The organism is Corallococcus sp. EGB (assembly GCF_019968905.1).
Classification (GTDB): domain Bacteria; phylum Myxococcota; class Myxococcia; order Myxococcales; family Myxococcaceae; genus Corallococcus.
This window is the reverse complement of sequence record NZ_CP079946.1, coordinates 9,323,662-9,340,754: the sequence shown is the minus strand read 5'-3', so window position 1 is coordinate 9,340,754 and position 17,093 is coordinate 9,323,662. Positions and strand designations below refer to the sequence as shown.

General features: G+C 71.0%; 17 protein-coding genes. 14 read left to right on the top strand and 3 right to left on the bottom strand.

All coding sequences use genetic code 11. From position 1 onward, the window contains the following. The first annotated feature begins 7 nt into the window (after nt 1–7). Entirely contained in the window at nt 8–412 is a 405-nt protein-coding gene (locus KYK13_RS38315) for a cytochrome C oxidase subunit IV family protein (protein WP_223640383.1), read from the top strand. A gap of 3 nt (nt 413–415) precedes the next feature. Here KYK13_RS38315 and KYK13_RS38310 read toward each other — a convergent pair whose 3' ends face one another. The 3 genes from KYK13_RS38310 to KYK13_RS38300 form a co-directional block, all read right to left on the bottom strand. After that, complete coding sequence (locus KYK13_RS38310; protein ID WP_370645466.1) at nt 416–880, bottom strand: SMI1/KNR4 family protein; 465 nt, start codon at nt 878–880, stop codon at nt 416–418. Nucleotides 881–893: 13 nt separating this feature from the next. After that, nucleotides 894–1,448 (bottom strand): hypothetical protein, encoded by a 555-nt coding sequence (locus KYK13_RS38305; RefSeq protein ID WP_223640377.1) that lies wholly within the window; start codon nt 1,446–1,448, stop codon nt 894–896. Nucleotides 1,449–1,623: 175 nt separating this feature from the next. After that, a complete protein-coding gene (locus KYK13_RS38300; protein WP_223640374.1) occupies nt 1,624–2,169 on the bottom strand; it encodes a hypothetical protein in 546 nt (181 codons plus the stop codon). A gap of 293 nt (nt 2,170–2,462) precedes the next feature. On the opposite strand from KYK13_RS38300, the gene KYK13_RS38295 reads away from it, so the two are divergent. The 13 genes from KYK13_RS38295 (at nt 2,463) to KYK13_RS38235 (ending at nt 17,042) form a co-directional block, all read left to right on the top strand. Continuing rightward, entirely contained in the window at nt 2,463–3,521 is a 1,059-nt protein-coding gene (locus KYK13_RS38295) for an enolase C-terminal domain-like protein (RefSeq protein WP_223640371.1), read from the top strand. Beyond that, complete coding sequence (locus KYK13_RS38290; protein WP_223640369.1) at nt 3,518–6,634, top strand: FAD-binding and (Fe-S)-binding domain-containing protein; 3,117 nt, start codon at nt 3,518–3,520, stop codon at nt 6,632–6,634. The genes KYK13_RS38295 and KYK13_RS38290 overlap by 4 nt, the downstream gene beginning before the upstream one ends. Then, a complete protein-coding gene (locus tag KYK13_RS38285) occupies nt 6,631–7,512 on the top strand; it encodes an AAA family ATPase (RefSeq protein ID WP_223640367.1) in 882 nt (293 codons plus the stop codon). Before KYK13_RS38290 ends, KYK13_RS38285 begins: the two co-directional genes overlap by 4 nt. A 43-nt stretch (nt 7,513–7,555) precedes the next feature. Beyond that, entirely contained in the window at nt 7,556–8,758 is a 1,203-nt protein-coding gene (locus tag KYK13_RS38280) for an AAA family ATPase (RefSeq protein ID WP_223640365.1), read from the top strand. Beyond that, a complete protein-coding gene (locus tag KYK13_RS38275; protein ID WP_223640363.1) occupies nt 8,752–9,366 on the top strand; it encodes a DUF4276 family protein in 615 nt (204 codons plus the stop codon). The genes KYK13_RS38280 and KYK13_RS38275 overlap by 7 nt, the downstream gene beginning before the upstream one ends. Nucleotides 9,367–9,504: 138 nt before the next feature. Next, entirely contained in the window at nt 9,505–11,787 is a 2,283-nt protein-coding gene (gene mbhE / locus KYK13_RS38270) for a hydrogen gas-evolving membrane-bound hydrogenase subunit E (RefSeq protein ID WP_223640359.1), read from the top strand. A 4-nt stretch (nt 11,788–11,791) separates the two neighbouring features. Continuing rightward, nucleotides 11,792–12,235, top strand: a complete 444-nt coding sequence (locus KYK13_RS38265) for an MnhB domain-containing protein (RefSeq protein WP_223640356.1) — start codon at nt 11,792–11,794, stop codon at nt 12,233–12,235. After that, nucleotides 12,232–12,600: a sodium:proton antiporter gene (locus KYK13_RS38260; RefSeq protein WP_223640353.1), complete on the top strand. Its 369-nt coding sequence runs from the start codon at nt 12,232–12,234 to the stop codon at nt 12,598–12,600. The genes KYK13_RS38265 and KYK13_RS38260 overlap by 4 nt, the downstream gene beginning before the upstream one ends. After that, a complete protein-coding gene (locus tag KYK13_RS38255; protein WP_223640350.1) occupies nt 12,600–13,967 on the top strand; it encodes a complex I subunit 5 family protein in 1,368 nt (455 codons plus the stop codon). The genes KYK13_RS38260 and KYK13_RS38255 overlap by 1 nt, the downstream gene beginning before the upstream one ends. Then, the gene (locus tag KYK13_RS38250) at nt 13,964–14,461 is read left to right on the top strand and encodes a Na+/H+ antiporter subunit E (protein WP_223640347.1); all 498 of its coding nucleotides are present in this window, start codon (nt 13,964–13,966) and stop codon (nt 14,459–14,461) included. Before KYK13_RS38255 ends, KYK13_RS38250 begins: the two co-directional genes overlap by 4 nt. A 15-nt stretch (nt 14,462–14,476) precedes the next feature. Further along, nucleotides 14,477–14,764, top strand: coding sequence for a monovalent cation/H+ antiporter complex subunit F (locus KYK13_RS38245; RefSeq protein ID WP_223640344.1), 288 nt, complete (start codon nt 14,477–14,479; stop codon nt 14,762–14,764). Next, nucleotides 14,761–15,120, top strand: coding sequence for a monovalent cation/H(+) antiporter subunit G (locus tag KYK13_RS38240; RefSeq protein ID WP_223640341.1), 360 nt, complete (start codon nt 14,761–14,763; stop codon nt 15,118–15,120). Before KYK13_RS38245 ends, KYK13_RS38240 begins: the two co-directional genes overlap by 4 nt. A 128-nt stretch (nt 15,121–15,248) precedes the next feature. Further along, the gene (locus KYK13_RS38235) at nt 15,249–17,042 is read left to right on the top strand and encodes a thiamine pyrophosphate-requiring protein (RefSeq protein ID WP_223640338.1); all 1,794 of its coding nucleotides are present in this window, start codon (nt 15,249–15,251) and stop codon (nt 17,040–17,042) included. Nucleotides 17,043–17,093: the final 51 nt, after the last annotated feature.

Genomic DNA, 17,093 nt, shown 5'->3' with positions numbered 1-17,093 from the left:
TGGGCCCGTGGCCGAGGAAGCGGTGGAGAAGCCCGGGCGTCAGCTGGGCGTGGTCGCCATCCTGAGCGTGGGCGTGGTGCTGCTCGCGCTGACGACGCTGACGTATCTGCTGCACAAGCTGCACCACGGAGATTGGTCGCTGCCGGTGGCGCTGCTCATCGCGGCGGCGAAGGGGCTGCTGATTGCCCTGTTCTACATGCACCTGCGAGAGCAGCGCGCGAGCAACGGGTTGGTGCTGATCACCTCGGTGGTGTTCGTGGCGGTGCTGCTGGTGGTGTGCGTGCTGGAGACGCGCACGCGCTTCGCGCCCACGATTCCGCCGGGTCCATTTCCAGTGGAGGCCCTGCCGGGCGCGATGGAGGACCCGAGGAGCGCGCGACCTCCGGAGCCCGCGGGTCCCCGGGAGCCTTGAGCGTTATGCCTCTTCCCGGAGCCAGAACCAACGCCGCTCGGAGCGGAGCGCACCGGCGAGGAACTCCGAGAAGGAGTTGGCGATCCGCGTGCAGTAGTACGGGTCGGGGAAGCCCTCCCGATAGCCGTCGATAATGGGATAGCGCTCTCCGGACTGCGGGCCCACGTCCACGAGGATGTAGTTGCTGTCGTGGAGTGCGCACGCCACGTACCAGGACGCGGGACCGGATTTGTCGCTGTCGTCCTGGAGCATGACCACCCGCGCTCGGCGGATCATCGCCAGCGGGAGGAAGTGGAAGTCCGGGTCGACGCGGTCGAACAGCTTCGCGCCGTCGCAGTGCAGGTAGAACGCGCGCATGTCCGGATCCAGCCGCCACCCCATGCGGGCCTCGAACGCCTCGAGCTGGGCGGACGTCGCGGGTGGGTTGGGGAAGTGGTGCAGTGACACCTCCTCCAGCAGGTCGGTCATCGTCGGCATCGGGCTACTCTCCGTAGGGGTAGCTTCCCCCCGCGGTGGTCCATGGGGGCTGGCTCGCGTAACACTGGTTGTAGAGCCCCAATAGCGTCTCGTGAATGTCCTTGGGATAGGGAATGATGTTGTCCCAGTCGGTGGGGTTGCCCCCGTGCTTGAGGTCGCGAAGGTGGTGTGCCTGGTACGGCGACCCATCCGCCTCTCGAGGCCATTCACCGAATTTTTCGGCCCAGCGCTCCCGAAAGCCATCGCGAATGGACTTCCACTTCGCCCGGGCCGAGTCGTTCTGGGCCTTGCTCAGCGTTGGGTAGTTGCAACAGCAGTTCGTCATGCCAAACCGGCTGCCGGCCCGCACGAGGTCGCCCATGAAGTCCATCTTCACGTCCGCGAGCCAGATGCAGCCTTGGAGGGCATAGCCCTCTCCAGAGCACTTGTCCCTGCAGTAGTTCATGATGCTGGGGCTGCACTGCCAGGGGCCGTAGTAGATGACCGTGCGGAAGTTCCCACCGCCCGGGACTCGCACCTCCGGTCCCACCCATTTCCGGATGCCGCCAGTCGCGGTCATCACGCCCTCCGCGCACGAGGTGAGGAGGGCCAACAGGGATAAGAGGGGCAACAAGCTGTGCATGGAAAGCTTGCTAAGCAGGGTTCGCATGGTGGCGCACCCTACCGAGGGCCACTGACACCTCACGGAGGGCTTGAGCCCATTCAGCGCACTCCGGACCCGGGAGTTGGGACGCTCAGGCCGGTTGCTTCAAGAGATGGAACCGAAGGCGCAGCCGGTCCGCGCGGGTGAGGACGTCGCGGAATGCGGGCACCGTTCCGAGCGCGGCTCCGAAGGCGAGGTGCAGGAGGAACAGCATCGAGGTGGGGGCCTCGTGTGAGAGCGGTGGTGAGGCGAAGGGAATCATCAGCCAGGTCATCACCGTCCACACGCCCATGCCGTAGAGCACGCCCAGGCAGAGCGCCGCGACGGCGGTCCCCCGGCGCGGCAACAGCATCGCGAAGCCCGTGGCCAGTGCGCCCGCCATGCTGAAGTGGACGAACAGTCCAATCAGCACCGGCAGGACCCCGTGGCGCACGCCCCCTCGAAAGAACAGCCCCGACACGAGGAGCGGCGGCCTCCAGGTCTCGCCGTGAAGCACTCCTGAGAACGCGCAGGCGATCACCGTCATCACGAAGGCCCCCAGCGTCCCCGCGAGCGCTCCGGGGAGCACCACGTCGCGCACGAAGTTCCATGGCGACACCGCGAAGTCTACCGCCAGGGTTCGCTGCCGCTTGTTCATGGCCCGCCTCCCGAGCAGCCGAGGGTCCTTGTCTCTTCCTCGTTCCGAGGCCGCCCGGCCTTCAATCTAGGAACAGCCCGCCGCTGGAGCCCGCTGGACTCACGGAGCGCCCGATGGATGTCCCGGGCAGCGTGCATGCGAGAGGCCCCGCCACGCTGCCATCCCGCTCCCAACGCCTAGCTTCAGCGTGAAGTCGTCAGGCCTCCACAGCCGAGAAGGATTTCGATGCAGTCTCCCCCCGCCGCGACAGCGCCTCCGCGCCCATTGAGCGGGTCGATGTCTCCGCGTACACCGTGCCCACGGAGCAGCCAGAGTCCGACGGCACCTTCGCCTGGACGTCCACCACGCTGCTGCTCGTGGAGCCCGTGGCTGGAGGCCAGCGCGGGCTGGGCTACACCTACGCGGCCGCGGTGGGCGCGGCGCTGATCCGCGAGATGCTCGTTCCGCTGCTGGTGGGCGAGGACGCCTGGAACGGCCCGGAGCGGAGGGCATCCCTCCTGCGCCGGGTGCGCAACATGGGCTCCGGCGGGCTCGCGGCCCGGGCGCTGTCCGCCGTGGACACCGCGCTTTGGGATCTGAAGGCGAAGCTGCTGGGCGTGCCGCTCGCCCGGCTGTTCGGGCAGGCGCGCCCGGCCGCGCCCGTCTATGGCAGCGGCGGCTTCACCAGCTACACGGACCAGCAACTCCAGGCCCAGCTCACGGGCTGGGCGGACGCGGGCATTCCCCGCGTGAAGATGAAGGTGGGCACCCACGCGGACGCCGACGCCGGCCGCGTGCGTGACGTGCGCGAGGCCCTGGGGCCCGGGCCCGCCCTCTTCGTGGACGCCAATGGCGCGTACACCGTGAAGCAGGCGCTGGAGCTCGCGCGGGAGTTCCGCGAGGCCGGCGTGTCCTGGTTCGAGGAGCCCGTCTCCAGCGACGACCTGACCGGCCTGCGCCGCGTGCGCGACGAGGTGCCCGCGGGCCTGGACGTCGCCGCGGGCGAGTATGGCGACAGCGGCTTCTATTTCCGCCGCATGCTGGAAGCAGGCGCGGTGGACGTGCTCCAGGCGGACGCCTCGCGCTGCCTGGGCTTCACCGGCTTCCTCCAGGCGGACGCGCTGGCGGACGCCTTCCACGTCTCCCTGTCCGCGCACTGCGCCCCGGCCCTGCACCTGCACGTGGCCTGCGCCGCGCGGCGGCTGGTGCACGTGGAGTACTTCCATGATCACGCGCGGCTGGAGCGGATGCTGTTCGACGGCGTCCAGCAGCCCGTGAACGGCGCGCTGGCGCCTGACCTCTCCCGGCCCGGAATCGGGCTGGAGCTCAAACGGGCGGACGCCGCCCGCTTCACCGTGGGGACCTCCACATGACCACGACCTTCCTGGACACCCTGCGCCACGTGCGGCGCCCCCGTCCCATCGCCTCGCGCGAAAAGAGGGAGGTGGATGTGGCGGGCCTGGCGCGCGACCTGCGCCGGCGCATCCAGGGCGACGTGCACTTCGACGCGGGCGCCCGCGCGCTGTACGCCACGGACGCGTCCAACTACCGGCAGGTGCCGCTGGGCGTGGTGTGTCCCCGCACCGTGGAGGACGTGGTGGAGGCGGTGCGCCTGTGCCAGCGGTACGGCGCGCCCCTGCTGTCCCGAGGAGGCGGCACCGCGCTCGCCGGCCAGACGTGCAACGTGGCGGTGGTGCTGGACTTCTCCCGGCACATGAACCGCGTGCTGCACATCGACCCCGAGCGAAGGCTCGCCCGGGTGCAGCCGGGCACGGTGCTGGACGTGCTCCGCCATCAGGCGGTGACGCGCCATGGCCTCACCTTCGGGCCGGACCCCGCCACCCACAACCGCTGCACGCTGGGCGGGATGCTGGGCAACAACTCCTGCGGCGTGCACGCGCAGATGGCCGGCCGCGTCGCGGACAACACCGAGTCCCTGGACGTGCTCACCTATGACGGCGTGCGCCTGCGCGTGGGCCGCACGTCCGACGCGGAGCTGGAGCGCCTGATGCGCGAGCCTGGCCGCGTGGGCGAGCTCTACCGGGGCATGAAGGCGCTGAGAGACCGCTACGGGGATCTCGTCCGCGCCAGGTACCCGCGCATCCCCCGCCGCGTGTCCGGCTACAACCTGGACGAGCTGCTCCCGGAGAGCGGCTTCAACGTCGCGCGGGCCCTGGTGGGCACCGAGGGCACCTGCGTCACGTTGCTGGAGGGCACGCTGGACCTGGTGCCGGAGCCGAAGGCCCGCTCCCTGCTGGTGCTGGGCTATCCGGACGTGTTCCGCGCAGCGGACGACGTACCCGAGGTGGTGGAGGCGGGCCCCATCGGTCTGGAGGGGCTGGACGCGAAGCTCCTCGACGGGATGAGGCGCAAGCACCTGCACGTCGAGGACCTGCCGCTGCTGCCGGACGGCGAGGGCTGGCTGATGGTGGAGTTCGGCGGGGACTCCAAGGCGGAGGCGGACGCGAAGGCGCACGCGCTGATGGACCGGCTGACGGCGCGGGGCCACGCGCCGTCCATGAGCCTCTTCGACGACAAGCACCAGGAGCACCTCCTCTGGGAGGTGCGCGAGTCCGGCCTGGGCGCCACGGCGTTCATCCCGGGCGAGCCGGACGCATGGCCGGGGTGGGAGGACTCGGCCGTGCCGCCGGAGCGCATGGGGCAGTACCTGCGCGACTTCCGCGGGCTGTTGAACCGCTTCGGCTACCAGGCGTCGCTCTACGGCCACTTCGGCCAGGGCTGCCTGCACTGCCGCATCAGCTTCGAACTGCACACGCGCGAGGGCGTCGCGCGCTACCGCCGCTTCGTGGAGGAGGCCGCGGACCTGGTGGTGAGCCACGGCGGCTCGCTGTCCGGCGAGCACGGCGACGGCCAGTCCCGCGCGGAGCTGCTGCCGAAGATGTTCGGCGAGGAGCTGGTGCGCGCCTTCGGCGAGTTCAAGCGGCTGTGGGACCCGGAGGGCGGGATGAACCCGCACAAGGTGGTGGACCCGTACCGCCTGGACGAGAACCTGCGCATGGGCACGCGCTACGCGCCCCCCGAGCCCCGCACGCACTTCCACTTCCCGGAGGACCAGGGCAGCTTCGCGCGCGCCACCACGCGCTGCGTGGGCGTGGGCAAGTGCCGGCGCACGGACGGCGGCACCATGTGCCCCAGCTACATGGTGACGCGCGAGGAGAAGCACTCCACGCGCGGCCGCGCGCACCTGCTCTTCGAGATGCTGCGCGGCGACGTGGTGGACAAGGGCTGGAGGAGCCCGCACGTGAAGGAGGCGCTGGACCTGTGCCTGGCGTGCAAGGGCTGCAAGTCCGACTGCCCGGTGAACGTGGACATGGCCACGTACAAGGCGGAGTTCCTCAGCCACCACTACAAGGGCCGGCTGCGTCCCCGGCAGGCGTATGCCTTTGGCCTGGTGATGTTCTGGGCGCAGGTGGCCGGGCGCATCCCGTGGCTGGCGAACTTCGTCACGCACGCCCCGGGGCTGAGCGCGCTGGCGAAGGCGGTCGCGGGTGTGCATCCCGCGCGGGAGATCCCCCGCTTCGCCGCGACGCCCTTCCAGCGGCGCGTGCGCGGCCGGCGCGTGCAGCAGGGGCCCCGGGGCCCGGTGGTGCTCTTCCCGGACACCTTCAACAACTTCTTCCAGGCGGACACGGCCTCCGCGGCGCTGGAGGTGCTGGAGGCGGCGGGCTTCGAGGTGCGCGTGCCCCAGGGCTTCGTCTGCTGCGGCCGGCCGCTCTACGACTACGGGCTGCTGGACACGGCGAAGGCGCTGTTGCGGCACACGCTGACGCGCTTCCGCGAGGAGATCCGCGCGGGTGTCCCCTTCGTGGTGCTGGAGCCCAGCTGCGCGGCGGTCTTCCGCGATGAGCTGGTCAACCTCTTCCCGCACGACGAGGACGCGAAGCGGCTGGCGGCGCAGACGTATGTGTTGAGCGAGCTGTTGCAGAAGCGGGCGCCGGACTTCGACCTCCCGCGGCTGGAGGGGAAGGCGCTGGTGCAGGGGCACTGCCACCACCAGGCGGTGCTCAAGTTCCACGACGAGCAGAAGTGGTTGGACCGCACGGGGTTGGATTGGCGGAAGCCGGACTCGGGCTGCTGCGGCATGGCGGGCTCGTTCGGCTACGAGCGCGACAAGTACGACGTGTCCCAGGCCTGCGGTGAGCGGGTCATCCTGCCCAGGGTGCGCGGGGCGTCCGGAGACACGCTGGTCATCGCGGACGGGTTCAGCTGCCGGGAGCAGATAAGCCAGGCCACGGGGCGCAAGCCGGTGCACCTGGCGCAGGTGCTCCAGCAGGCGCTGCGGGGGGGCGAGGTGGTGCCGGAGGCAGGCCCGGCCCGGCCGCGCCTGCCGGTGGCCCTGGTGGCGGTGGGGGCCCTGGCGGTGGCCGCCGCCTGGAGGATGTGGAGGGCCCCGCACAGAGGGGCCTGGGTCCGGGCGGAGCCATGGACGGCCCCTGGGGGGAGGCCGTTAGGCTTCTGGCTGTGATCGCCTCTGTCCGCTTCGAGCACTTCCGGTGCCTGCATCACGTGCAGCTCGCCTTGGAGCCCATGACCGTGCTGGTGGGCCCCTCCGCCTCGGGAAAGACCGCGGTGTTGGAGGGGCTCCAGCACCAGCTGGCCTATGAGTCGTCGGACTTCTGGCGGCGGGATGAATCGCGCCCGCTGTCCATCGAATGGACCTACGTGCACGGCGACCGCACGCGCGTGGAGTATCCGTTCAGCGTGATGGACACGCTGCCCGGCCAGGGCCACTCCACGCAGCAGCTGTCGCTGAGCATGGAGGCGCTGCGCGGGGGAGGCTCGTCCGCGAAGGCGACGTGGTTGGAGCGCCAGGGCGGCAACCTCGCGAGCGTCTTCGCGGCGCTGCCCATGTCCACGCGCGAGGTGATTTCGAGGGAGCTCGCGAAGCGCGTGCCGTCGCTGTCGGAGGTGGACGTGGCGCGGGACCTGGAGGACCGCTCCTTCCGCCTGCGCTTCCGGGACCGCTGGAGTCCGGATGTGTGGTTCGGCCCGGATGACGTGTCGGACGGCGTGCTGTGGCTGCTCGCGTTCCTGGTGTTGCCCTACCAGCGTCCGTTGCCGGAGCTGCTCACGCTGGACGAGCCGGAGCGGGCCCTGCACCCGGGGCTGGTGCGCGAGGTGCTGGAGCTGCTGCGCGCGATGACGCGAGGTGAGTCCACGGGAGGGCAGCCGGTGCAGGTGGTGCTGGCCACGCACTCGCCGGACCTCCTGGAGCACGTGCGCCCGGAAGAGGTGCGCCTGTTGTCGCGAGACCCCGCGGACGGCTCCGCGCGCGTGCAGCCCGTGCCCGCCACCGCGCTCCACTGGCGGCGCGAGTGCCGGGAGCTGCTGGACACGCTGTAGCAGCAAGCCCCCGGAGCGAAGGGGTCCCGGGTAGAGTGGTGGAATGCTGCGCAGCATCCGCCTCCGGAACCTCCTTTCGTTCGGACCTGACTCCGAAGCCTTCCCTCTTCAGGCGCTCAACGTCCTGATTGGCCCGAACGCGTCCGGAAAGTCCAACCTCATCGAGGCACTGGGCCTGCTGCGGGCGACTCCTGGCGATCTCCTGGCCCCCATTCGCGAAGGAGGGGGGGCTTCGGAGTGGCTATGGAAGGGGGGGACGGATGGGAGGACTCCGACGGCCAGCCTGGAGGTCGTTCTCGACTATCCCGAAGGGGGCATGCCCCTGCGGTATCGGCTGGCGTTCTCGGTCTCCGGCCAGCGTCTGGAGTTGGTGGATGAGGCCATCGAGAACGAACACGTCGACGACGCATCTGCGTCCCCGGATTTCTTCTACCGCCATCACCAGGGGCATCCGCTCCTCAATGTCCGGACGAGGATGACGGACCGGCCGGGCTCCGCGAAGGGACGGCAGACCCGGCCCCTTCCGCAAGCGAGTGCGGAACAGTCCATCCTGTCTCAGCGCCGGGACGAGGACTCGTATCCCGAGCTGAGTTACGTGGGGGCGTGGTTGGGCCGGGTCTCGCTCCATCGGGAGTGGAACCTGGGCCGTTACACCCCCCCGCGCCTTCCTCAGCGAACCGACCTGCCGGGGGACTTCCTGTTGGAGGACGCGAGCAACCTGGGGCTCGTGCTCAACGACCTGATGTCCAGGCGGGGCGTGAAGCAGACGCTCCTGGAGAACCTCAAGCGTCTCTACGCGAGGGTGGAGGACTTCTCGGTCAGGATCCAGGGCGGCACGCTTCAGGTGTTCTTCCACGAGGAGGGGCTGAGCGCGCCGATTCCCGCGACCCGTCTATCCGACGGGACGCTGCGATACCTCTGCCTGCTGACCCTGCTGTGCCACCCGACGCCGCCGCCCCTGGTCTGCATCGAGGAGCCGGAACTGGGATTGCATCCCGACGTCCTGCCGGACATCGGACGGCTCCTGCGCGAGGCGAGCACGCGAACGCAGCTCATCGTGACGACCCACTCGGACACGTTGATCTCCTCGCTCTCGGAGGTGCCGGAGTCCGTGGTCGTCTGCGAGCAGGAGCAGGGCGGAACGGTGTTGCGGCGCTTGGAGAAGGACAAGCTGTCGGAGTGGTTGTCGCGGTACAGCCTGGGGGAGGTCTGGAGGATGGGCGAGTTGGGGGGGAATCGATGGTGAAGGAGATCCGACTCTACGTCGAGGGAGGCGGAAACACGGATCATGGCAAGGCGCGCTTGAGAGCGGGGTTCGGCCAGTTCTTCGAGGAAATCGTCCAGCGCGCCAGAAAGAGCAACATCCGCTGGCGCATCATCTTGTGCGGCCCGCGCGACGCGGCCTTCGGTGGCTTCAGGCAGGCGCTCAAGGATCATCCTTCCGCCTTCAACATCCTGCTCGTTGATTCAGAAGGCCCGGTGAGCAAGCCACCCTGGGCCCACCTCGCGACGCGCGATCCGTGGCTGCGTCCCGAGAATGCTTCTGACGACTCCTGCCATCTGATGGTCCAGACCGCCGAGGCCTGGCTCATGGCGGACCCCGAAGCGCTCCAGCGATTCTATGGAAAGGGCTTCCTGCTCGGGAGCCTTCCCAAGACGAACAACGTCGAGGCCATTCCCAAGTCCGTCCTCGAAGGCGCCCTGGACAAGGCAACCCAGGGGACGCAGAAGGGCCGGTACCACAAGATCGACCACTGCTCGGACCTGTTGGGGAAGGTGGACCCCGCGCTCGTTCGCGCCCGTTCCGTCCACTGCGAGCGGCTGTTTACCGTGCTGGAAGGGCTGCTGACCTGAGCCCCGGGCGTGGACCGGACTGTGTCCACCAGCGCACGGCCCCTGCTCGACGAATGACCTCGGGGTGACGCTCCGCGAGAGGGGCTGACGGTTGTGTGCCTGCCTCGGCGGGCCACTCCTAACGTGGGCCCTTCGCCCATGCCCCTCCTCTTGCCCATCCTCCTGGCCCTGGCGTGCGCGCCGCTCGCCTATGTCGCGGGCCGGTGGCGTCCGGGCGCCGCGGCCTGGATGGGCGCCCTGGGGGCGCTCGCCGCCCTGGGGGCGCTGCTCCATGAATGGACGACGCAGGAGCCCACGCACCTCGTGCTCCCCTGGGCCCCTACCTGGGGCCTGTCGCTGGAGTTCACCCGGGACGGCCTGTCCGGCCTCTATGCGGCGTTGGCGCTCGGCATCGGCGCGCTCGTGGTCCTGTACTCGCGCGCGTACATGCCGCACCACCTGGCCGAGGAGCACCGGCCCCCGGGCGACGAGGTCCGCTTCCAGGGACTCATCCTCGCGTTCATGGCCGCCATGGTGCTGCTCGTCACCGTGGATGACCTGCTGCTGCTCTTCGTGGCGCTGGACCTCACCACCATCATCTCCTACCTGCTCATCGGCTTCGACCGCGAGGACGCCGAGTCGCGCGCCGCCGCGCTCCTGTCGCTCGTGCTCACCGGCGCCACCTCCATCGTCTTCTTCGTCGGCGCCATGTCGCTGGGCCTTCAGTACGGCACCTTCTCCCTGCCGCTCGTCATCGAGCGCGCCGCGCTCCACCCCGCGTCCACCGGCGCGCTCGTGTGCCTGGCCGTGGGCGCGCTGGGCAAGAGCGCGCAGGTGCCGTTCCACTTCTGGCTCCCGCGCGCCATGGCCGCGCCCACGCCCGTGTCCTCGTACCTGCACTCGGCCGCGATGGTCGCCGCGGGCGTCTTCCTCCTCCAGCGCCTCTACCCCCTGTTCGCCCCGGCCACGGACGTGCGCGATGGGCTGCTCGTCATCGGCTTTGCGTCCCTGGGCATGGGCAGCCTCATGGCCCTGGTGGCGGATCCGTTCAAGCGCGTGCTCGCGTACTCCACCATCGCGCAGTACGGCTACGCGCTGGTGCTGGTGGCGCTGGGCTCCGAAGGCGCGCCGCTCTACGTGGCGGCCCACGCCCCGTGCAAGGCCGCGCTGTTCCTCACCGCGGGCGCCGTCACCCAGGTCACCGGGAAGAAGAAGCTGTCGGAGGTCGGAGGCCTGCGCCACTCGCTCCCCGTGCTGGCGGGCGCCAGCGCCGTCGCGGCGGCGGGGCTCGCCGCGGTGCCCTTCACCGAAGGCTTCTTCAAGGACGAGGTCTTCTTCCACGCGCTCGTCCAGAGGGGCCCCGTGTTCATGGCGGCCGGGCTCGTGGGCGCGGGCATGACGCTCGCGTACACGCTGCGCCTGTGGTGGGGCCTCTTCGGGGGCCCGCGCCGCGACGCGCCCGCCGCGCCCGTGCTGCTCGTGGCGCCCGTCGTCGTGCTCGCCGCGGGCATCCTCCTGGGCGGCGTGCTGCCGGGGCTCCTCGTCCCACCCGCGCGCGCCGCCGCCGAGGCGATGCTGGGGCAGCCCTCCTCGCTGGAGCTCGCGTACCACTTCGACGCGCGCCCGGAGAACCTGCTCGCCGTGGGGGCCTGGGCCCTGGGGGCGCTCCTCTTCGCCACGCGCCACGCCTGGACGCCCGCGCTCTCCCGCGCGCTGAAGGTCGCGTCCCGCGTGGGCGCCGAGCGCGGCTACCGCTTCCTCCTGTACCTGCTGGACCGGCTGTCCACGTGGCTGCACGAGAAGGAGGTGCGCGACCTGCGCGACCGCGTGGCGTCCGTGCTGGTGCCCACGGGCCTGCTGGGCCTCGCGGTGCTGGGCGTGACGCCGCTGCGAGGCCGCTTCCAGGTGGGCGAGGTGGGGTGGGCGGACATCACGCTGGTGATGGCGCTCGCCTTCGCGTCCGCCGCCGCGCTGGCGACGCTTCGCGCGAAGGGACACCTGGTGCTGGTGCTGCTCATCTCCTGCGTGGGCTTCAGCCTGGCCATGGTGTTCGCCTTCGCCGCCGCGCCCGACGTGGCCCTCACCTCCGTGCTGGTGGAGACCACCTTCACGCTGCTCTTCGCGGGCCTCCTGGCCCTGCTGCCCCCCGGACGCCTCAAACGCGCCCAGGATGAGGCCCAGAACCCGCGCGGCCGCGACCGGCTGGCGGCGGCGGTCGCGGGCGCGAGCGCCTTCCTCCTGAGCTGGAGCGCCCTGTCCCACCTCCAGGCCGAGCGCGTGGGCGCGCGCACGGTGGAGCTGGCGGGCGCCGCGCACTCCCCCAACGTCGTCGCCGCCGTGCTCACGGACTTCCGCGGCCTGGACACGGTGGGGGAGATGAGCGTGGTGGTGGCGGCGCTGCTGGGCGTCACCAGCCTCCTGCGCCTGAAAGGAAGGCGCTGAAGCGATGATCTCCTTCGTCCCACCCCTGTCACGCCTGCTGCTGTGGCCGTCGTTGATCATCGCGCTGTCGCTGTGGCTGAAGGGCGGCGCGTCCGCGGGCGGCGGCTTCCCGGCGGGGGCGCTCGCGGGGCTCGCGGTGCTGTTGCAGTACGTGACGGCGGGCCGCGACCAGGCCCGGCGCTACGTGGCGGTGCGGTACGCGGCGCCGCTGGCGGGCGTGGGGCTGCTGCTCGTGGTGGGCACCGCGTTCCTGCCCGTGCTCGCGGGCTACACGCCCATGAGCCTCTTCCCCCGCCCTGGACAGCCGGAGGTGGGCGTGGGGGGACTCCACCTGCACACCGCGCTCGTCTTCGAAGGAGGGCTGATGCTCATCGTCTTCGGCCTGGTGGTCACCGTCATCGACCGCTTCGCGCTGCGCACCGGAGCGGAGGAGGAGTCCGGACCATGACCCTCATCGCGTCCCTGGTGGTGGGCCTGCTGTTCGCGTGCGGCGTGCGCATGGTGCTGGAGCGCGAGCTGGTGCGCGTGGCGTGCGGCACGGTGCTCATCACCAACTCCAGCGTCCTGCTCATCGTCGCGGGCTCCTTCCCGGAGCGGGGCGAGGCGCTGAACGTGCAGCCCGGCTGGCCGGTGACGGACCCGGTGCTCCAGTCGCTGGCGCTCACGGCCATCGTCATCGGCTTCGCGGTGTCCGCGCTGCTGCTCACGCTGGTGCACCGCACGCAGCGGGCGCACGGCTCGCTGCGCACGGACCGGCTGGTGGAGGCGGAGCTGAAGCGCGTGCACGCCGTGGAGAAGGAGGAGGGCCGCTGATGCCGCTCTGGGGACCGCTGCTCCTGCCGTGGGTGCTGGGCGTGGTGCTGGCGTTCCTGGACGGGCGCCGCGCGTGGGTGGCGTGGCTGGCCATCGCGGGGCTGGCGGGCACCCTGGTCTGCACGGCGTGGCTGTTGCCCCAGGCCTGGGGCGCGCAGGCCCCCCAGTTCGTCACGGGGGACTGGCCGGTGGGCGTGGGCATCCGCCTGCGCGCGGATCAGCTCTCCATCGTGTTCGCGCTGGTGTCCACGGCGGTGCTGCTGGGCACGCTCGTGTACGAGCACGTGGCCGGAGGCATCACGTCCCGCAGCTTCCCCGCGCTGGTGGTCTTCCTGGGGGCGGGGCTCACGGGGGTGTTCTTCACGTCGGACGTGTTCAACTTCTACGTCTTCTTCGAGCTGGCGATGACGTCCGCGTTCGCGCTGGCGTCCTATGGCGAGAGGCCCCGGAACCTGCGCGCCGCGTTCACCTTCGTGGTGGTGAACCTGATGGGGTCCACGCTGTTCCTCTCCGCGGTGGTGATGCTGTACCTGACCACCGGCACGCTGGACATGCTGTCCCTCATCGCGTGGGGCCAGGCCGGGCCGCCGTTCGCGCTGCTGGTGCCGGGCACGCTGCTCTTGTGCGCGTTCGGCGTGAAGCTGGGCTTCTTCCCGTTCCACTTCTGGGCGCCCGCGGTGTACCGGGACGCGGGCCCCACGGTGGCGGCGCTGCTCGCCGGGGCGCTGGCGAACATCGGCAGCTATGGCCTGCTGCGCTTCGGCGCGGACGTGCTGCCGCAGGTGCTGGCGCAGTCCCGGCCGCTGCTGGAGATATTGGGCGCGGCGAGCATCCTCTACGGCTCCGTGCTGGCGCTGTCCCGGCGGGACACGCGCGAGGTGCTGGCGTACGCGTCCATCACGCAAGCGGGGCTCATCATCACCGCGGTGGGCCTGGGGGGCCGTGAAGGCCTGGGCGCGGCCGTGGCGCTGGCGCTGGCGGGGTCGGTGGACAAGACGGCGCTGTTCCTGGCGCAGGACCGGGGGGGCGAGCGGGCGCGCCGGGCCTACTCGGTGGCGGCCTTCAGCACGGCGGGCGTGCCGCCCACCGCGGGCTTCTGGTCCAAGGCCTGGCTCCTGCGAGCGGCCTTGGAGCAGGGGCACACGCTGCTCGCGGGGCTGGTGGTGCTGGCGAGCGCCCTGTCGCTGTTGGCCCTCTTCCGCGCCTACCAGCGCGAGCGCTGGCTCAAGCAGGGCGCGGCCCTGCACCGGGGCACGGGCGCGGTGGTGTACGCGCTGTCCCTGGCGCTCATCGCCACGGGCTTGTGGCCGGAGCCGCTGTTGCGCGCGGGGCGGGACGCCATCCAGGGCCTGGGGACGCTGCCATGAGCGTGCGCTCCGTCGTGCACATGCTGTCCCTGGCGCTGCTGTACGCGTTGATGGTGGGCAGCTTCCACCCGGTGGACCTCGGGGTGGGCGCCGTACTGGCCCAGGGCGTGATGCGCCTGTTCCCCCTGGCGGGCCAGCCCCCGGTGCTGAGCGTGCGCGAGCACTGGCGGCGCACGCTGCACCTGCCGCGCTTCGGCTGGGCCCTGGCCGTGCTGGTGACGAAGAGCTGCTTCCTCGTCCTCACGGTCATCTTCGGCCCCAGGGACCGCGCCCGGCACGCGGGCGTGGTGGAGGTCCCCATGGGCGAGCGCACCGCGCGCGGCGTGCAGGTGTCCTCGTGGGTGATGTCCCTGGCCCCGGGCACGGTGCTGCTGGAGCTGGACTGGAAGAAGCGCGTGATGCGCATCCACGCGCTGGACGCGTCGGATCCGGACCGGCTCCGCCAGCAGCAGGACGACTTCTATCGGCGCTACCAGCGCGCGGTGTTTCCGTAGGGAGGCGGCCCGGTGATGCACGAGACCTTCTTCACCCTGGCCATCGTGTGGCTGGTGGGCCTCCTGGGCGCGCTGGTGCTGCTGGCCTCGCGGCAGCGCTCCGTCGCGGACGTGCTCATGTCCGTGGACACCCTGGGCCTGGCCATCTGCGCGGTGCTGGCGCTGTACGGCGCCACGCGCGGCGAGGCCGGCTACCTGGACGCGGCCCTGGTATTGGCCCTGCTCTCCTACGTGCAGACCGTGGCCGGCGCCCGCTACCTGCACCACGGCCGCACCTTCCACGACGAGGAGGACCGCCGGTGACGGCCGCCCTCCTCCAGTGGGTGTCCGACGGCCTGGTGGCGCTGGGCCTGCTCTTCATCACCGCCGCCATCATCGGCATGTACCGCCTGCCGTCCGTGCTCACGCGCGTGCACGCGGCGGGCGCGGTGCCCTTCGGCGGGTCGCTGGTCATCATCGGGGCCACGCTGGCGACGGGGGACGGCTGGCTGCTCGCCCGGGGGCTGCTCGTCGCCGCGTTCCTGATGCTCACCATCCCCAGCTCCGCGCACGCCATCGCCTGGCTGGCGGAGAAGCGGCCGGAGCTCGCCCACGACAAGGGCGGACGGCGGGGACGCGGCTCCGGGGCGGGCGAACCGGAACCCCCCGGCCCCCAGTAGCCGCCCGCACGCAGGCCCGCTCACGGACGGGCGGGACGGGCACCTGGATGGCCTCGGCGTCCACGGGGCGTCGCGGTCACTAGCTTGAGCCGCGAGGGACCTCCACCCCCTGTCCAGGAGCCTCGCGCATGAGCGCCACCGTCAGCGACTACCTCGTCTACCGCCTCCTCCAGTGGGGCGTGCGCCGCATCTATGGCTACCCGGGCGACGGCATCAACGGCGTGATGGGAGCGCTGGGGCGCAACTCCGAGATGAAGTTCGTGCAGGTCCGCCACGAGGAGATGGCCGCCTTCGCCGCCTGCGCGCACGCGAAGTTCACGGGCGAGGTGGGCGTGTGCATGGCCACCTCCGGCCCGGGCGCCGTCCACCTGCTCAACGGCCTCTACGACGCGAAGCTGGACCACCAGCCCGTGGTGGCCATCGTGGGTCAACAGGCCCGCACCGCCCTGGGCGGTCACTACCAGCAGGAGGTGGACCTCACCACCCTCTTCAAGGACGTGGCCAGCGAGTACGTCACCATGGTGACCGTGCCCTCCGCCATCCGGCACGCGCTGGACCGGGCCGTGCGCATCGCCCGGTGCGAGCGCACCGTGACGTGTCTGGTCATCCCCAATGACCTGCAGGAGCAGCCCTATGAGCCGCCCCCGCGCAAGCACGGCACCGTGCACTCCAGCGTGGGCTACGCCTCTCCGCGGGTGACGCCCCAGGACGCGGACCTGCGCCGCGCCGCGGACGTCCTCAACGCCGGCAAGCGGGTGGCGATGCTGGTGGGCGCGGGCGCCATCAACGCGGCGGATGAGGTGCTGGAGGTCGCGGACCGGCTGGGGGCGGGCGTGGCCAAGGCGCTGTTGGGCAAGGCGGCCCTGCCGGACACGCTGCCCTTCGTGACGGGCGCCATCGGCCTTCTGGGCACGAAGCCCAGCTGGGACCTGATGCAGGAGTGCGACACGCTGCTGATGGTGGGGACGAGCTTCCCCTACGCGGAGTTCCTCCCGCCCGAGGGGCAGGCGCGCGGCGTCCAGATCGACCTGGATGGCCGGATGCTCTCCATCCGCTACCCCATGGAGGTGGGGCTCGTGGGCGACGCGAAGGAGACGCTGCGCGCGCTCATCCCCCACATCAAGCGCAAGGAGGACCGCGGCTGGCGCGAGGGCGTGGAGAAGGGCGTGGCGCGCTGGTGGAAGGTGCTGGAGGCGCGCGCCATGGACGACGCGAACCCCCTCAACCCGCAGCGCGTGTTCTGGGAGCTGTCTCCGAAGCTGCCGGACGGGGTCATCCTGACGGCGGACTCGGGCAGCTCCACCAACTGGTTCGCGCGCGACCTGAAGGTCCGCAAGGGGATGATGGCCTCGCTGTCCGGCAACCTGGCCACCATGGGCTGCGGCATGCCCTACGCGCTGGGCGCGAAGTTCGCGTTCCCGCAGCGGCCGGTCCTCGCGGTGGTGGGGGACGGCGCCATGCAGATGAACGGCAACGCGGAGCTCATCACCGTGTCGAAGTACTGGAAGGAGTGGACCGACCCGCGCCTCATCGTCCTGGTGCTCAACAACCGCGACCTGAACCAGGTGACGTGGGAGCAGCGCGTGATGGCCGGCGACCCGAAGTACGCCGCGTCCCAGGACCTGCCGGACTTCCCCTACGCGAAGTACGCCGAGTCCCTGGGCCTCAAGGGCATCCGCGTGGACCGGCCGGACCGGCTCGCCGCCGCGTGGGATGACGCGCTGGCCTCCGACCGGCCCGTCGTCTTCGAAGCCTATACGGACCCGGACGTGCCGCCCCTGCCGCCGCACATCACGGTGGAGCAGGCGAAGATGTTCGTCTCCGCCGTCGTGAAGGGCGACGTGGACGCGGGCGGCTTCCTCAAGCAGTCCATGAAGGAGATGGTGGAGACCTTCCTCCCCCACAAGGGCAACAAGTCCTGACGTGGGGCCCTCACGCGCCCTGGCGCAGGGCCTTCCCCCGCCGGACGGCTC

Bases quoted from the DNA above. Each gene is read 5' to 3' on its own strand.
- KYK13_RS38310 (WP_370645466.1), bottom strand. From the start codon at position 880: ATGACCGACCTGCTGGAGGAGGTGTCACTGCACCACTTCCCCAACCCA.
- KYK13_RS38305 (WP_223640377.1), bottom strand. From the start codon at position 1,448: ATGACCGCGACTGGCGGCATCCGGAAATGGGTGGGACCGGAGGTGCGA.
- KYK13_RS38300 (WP_223640374.1), bottom strand. From the start codon at position 2,169: ATGAACAAGCGGCAGCGAACCCTGGCGGTAGACTTCGCGGTGTCGCCA.
- KYK13_RS38290 (WP_223640369.1), top strand. From the start codon at position 3,518: ATGACCACGACCTTCCTGGACACCCTGCGCCACGTGCGGCGCCCCCGT.
- KYK13_RS38280 (WP_223640365.1), top strand. From the start codon at position 7,556: ATGCTGCGCAGCATCCGCCTCCGGAACCTCCTTTCGTTCGGACCTGAC.
- KYK13_RS38275 (WP_223640363.1), top strand. From the start codon at position 8,752: ATGGTGAAGGAGATCCGACTCTACGTCGAGGGAGGCGGAAACACGGAT.
- mbhE (WP_223640359.1), top strand. From the start codon at position 9,505: ATGCCCCTCCTCTTGCCCATCCTCCTGGCCCTGGCGTGCGCGCCGCTC.
- KYK13_RS38265 (WP_223640356.1), top strand. From the start codon at position 11,792: ATGATCTCCTTCGTCCCACCCCTGTCACGCCTGCTGCTGTGGCCGTCG.
- KYK13_RS38260 (WP_223640353.1), top strand. From the start codon at position 12,232: ATGACCCTCATCGCGTCCCTGGTGGTGGGCCTGCTGTTCGCGTGCGGC.
- KYK13_RS38255 (WP_223640350.1), top strand. From the start codon at position 12,600: ATGCCGCTCTGGGGACCGCTGCTCCTGCCGTGGGTGCTGGGCGTGGTG.
- KYK13_RS38250 (WP_223640347.1), top strand. From the start codon at position 13,964: ATGAGCGTGCGCTCCGTCGTGCACATGCTGTCCCTGGCGCTGCTGTAC.
- KYK13_RS38245 (WP_223640344.1), top strand. From the start codon at position 14,477: ATGCACGAGACCTTCTTCACCCTGGCCATCGTGTGGCTGGTGGGCCTC.
- KYK13_RS38235 (WP_223640338.1), top strand. From the start codon at position 15,249: ATGAGCGCCACCGTCAGCGACTACCTCGTCTACCGCCTCCTCCAGTGG.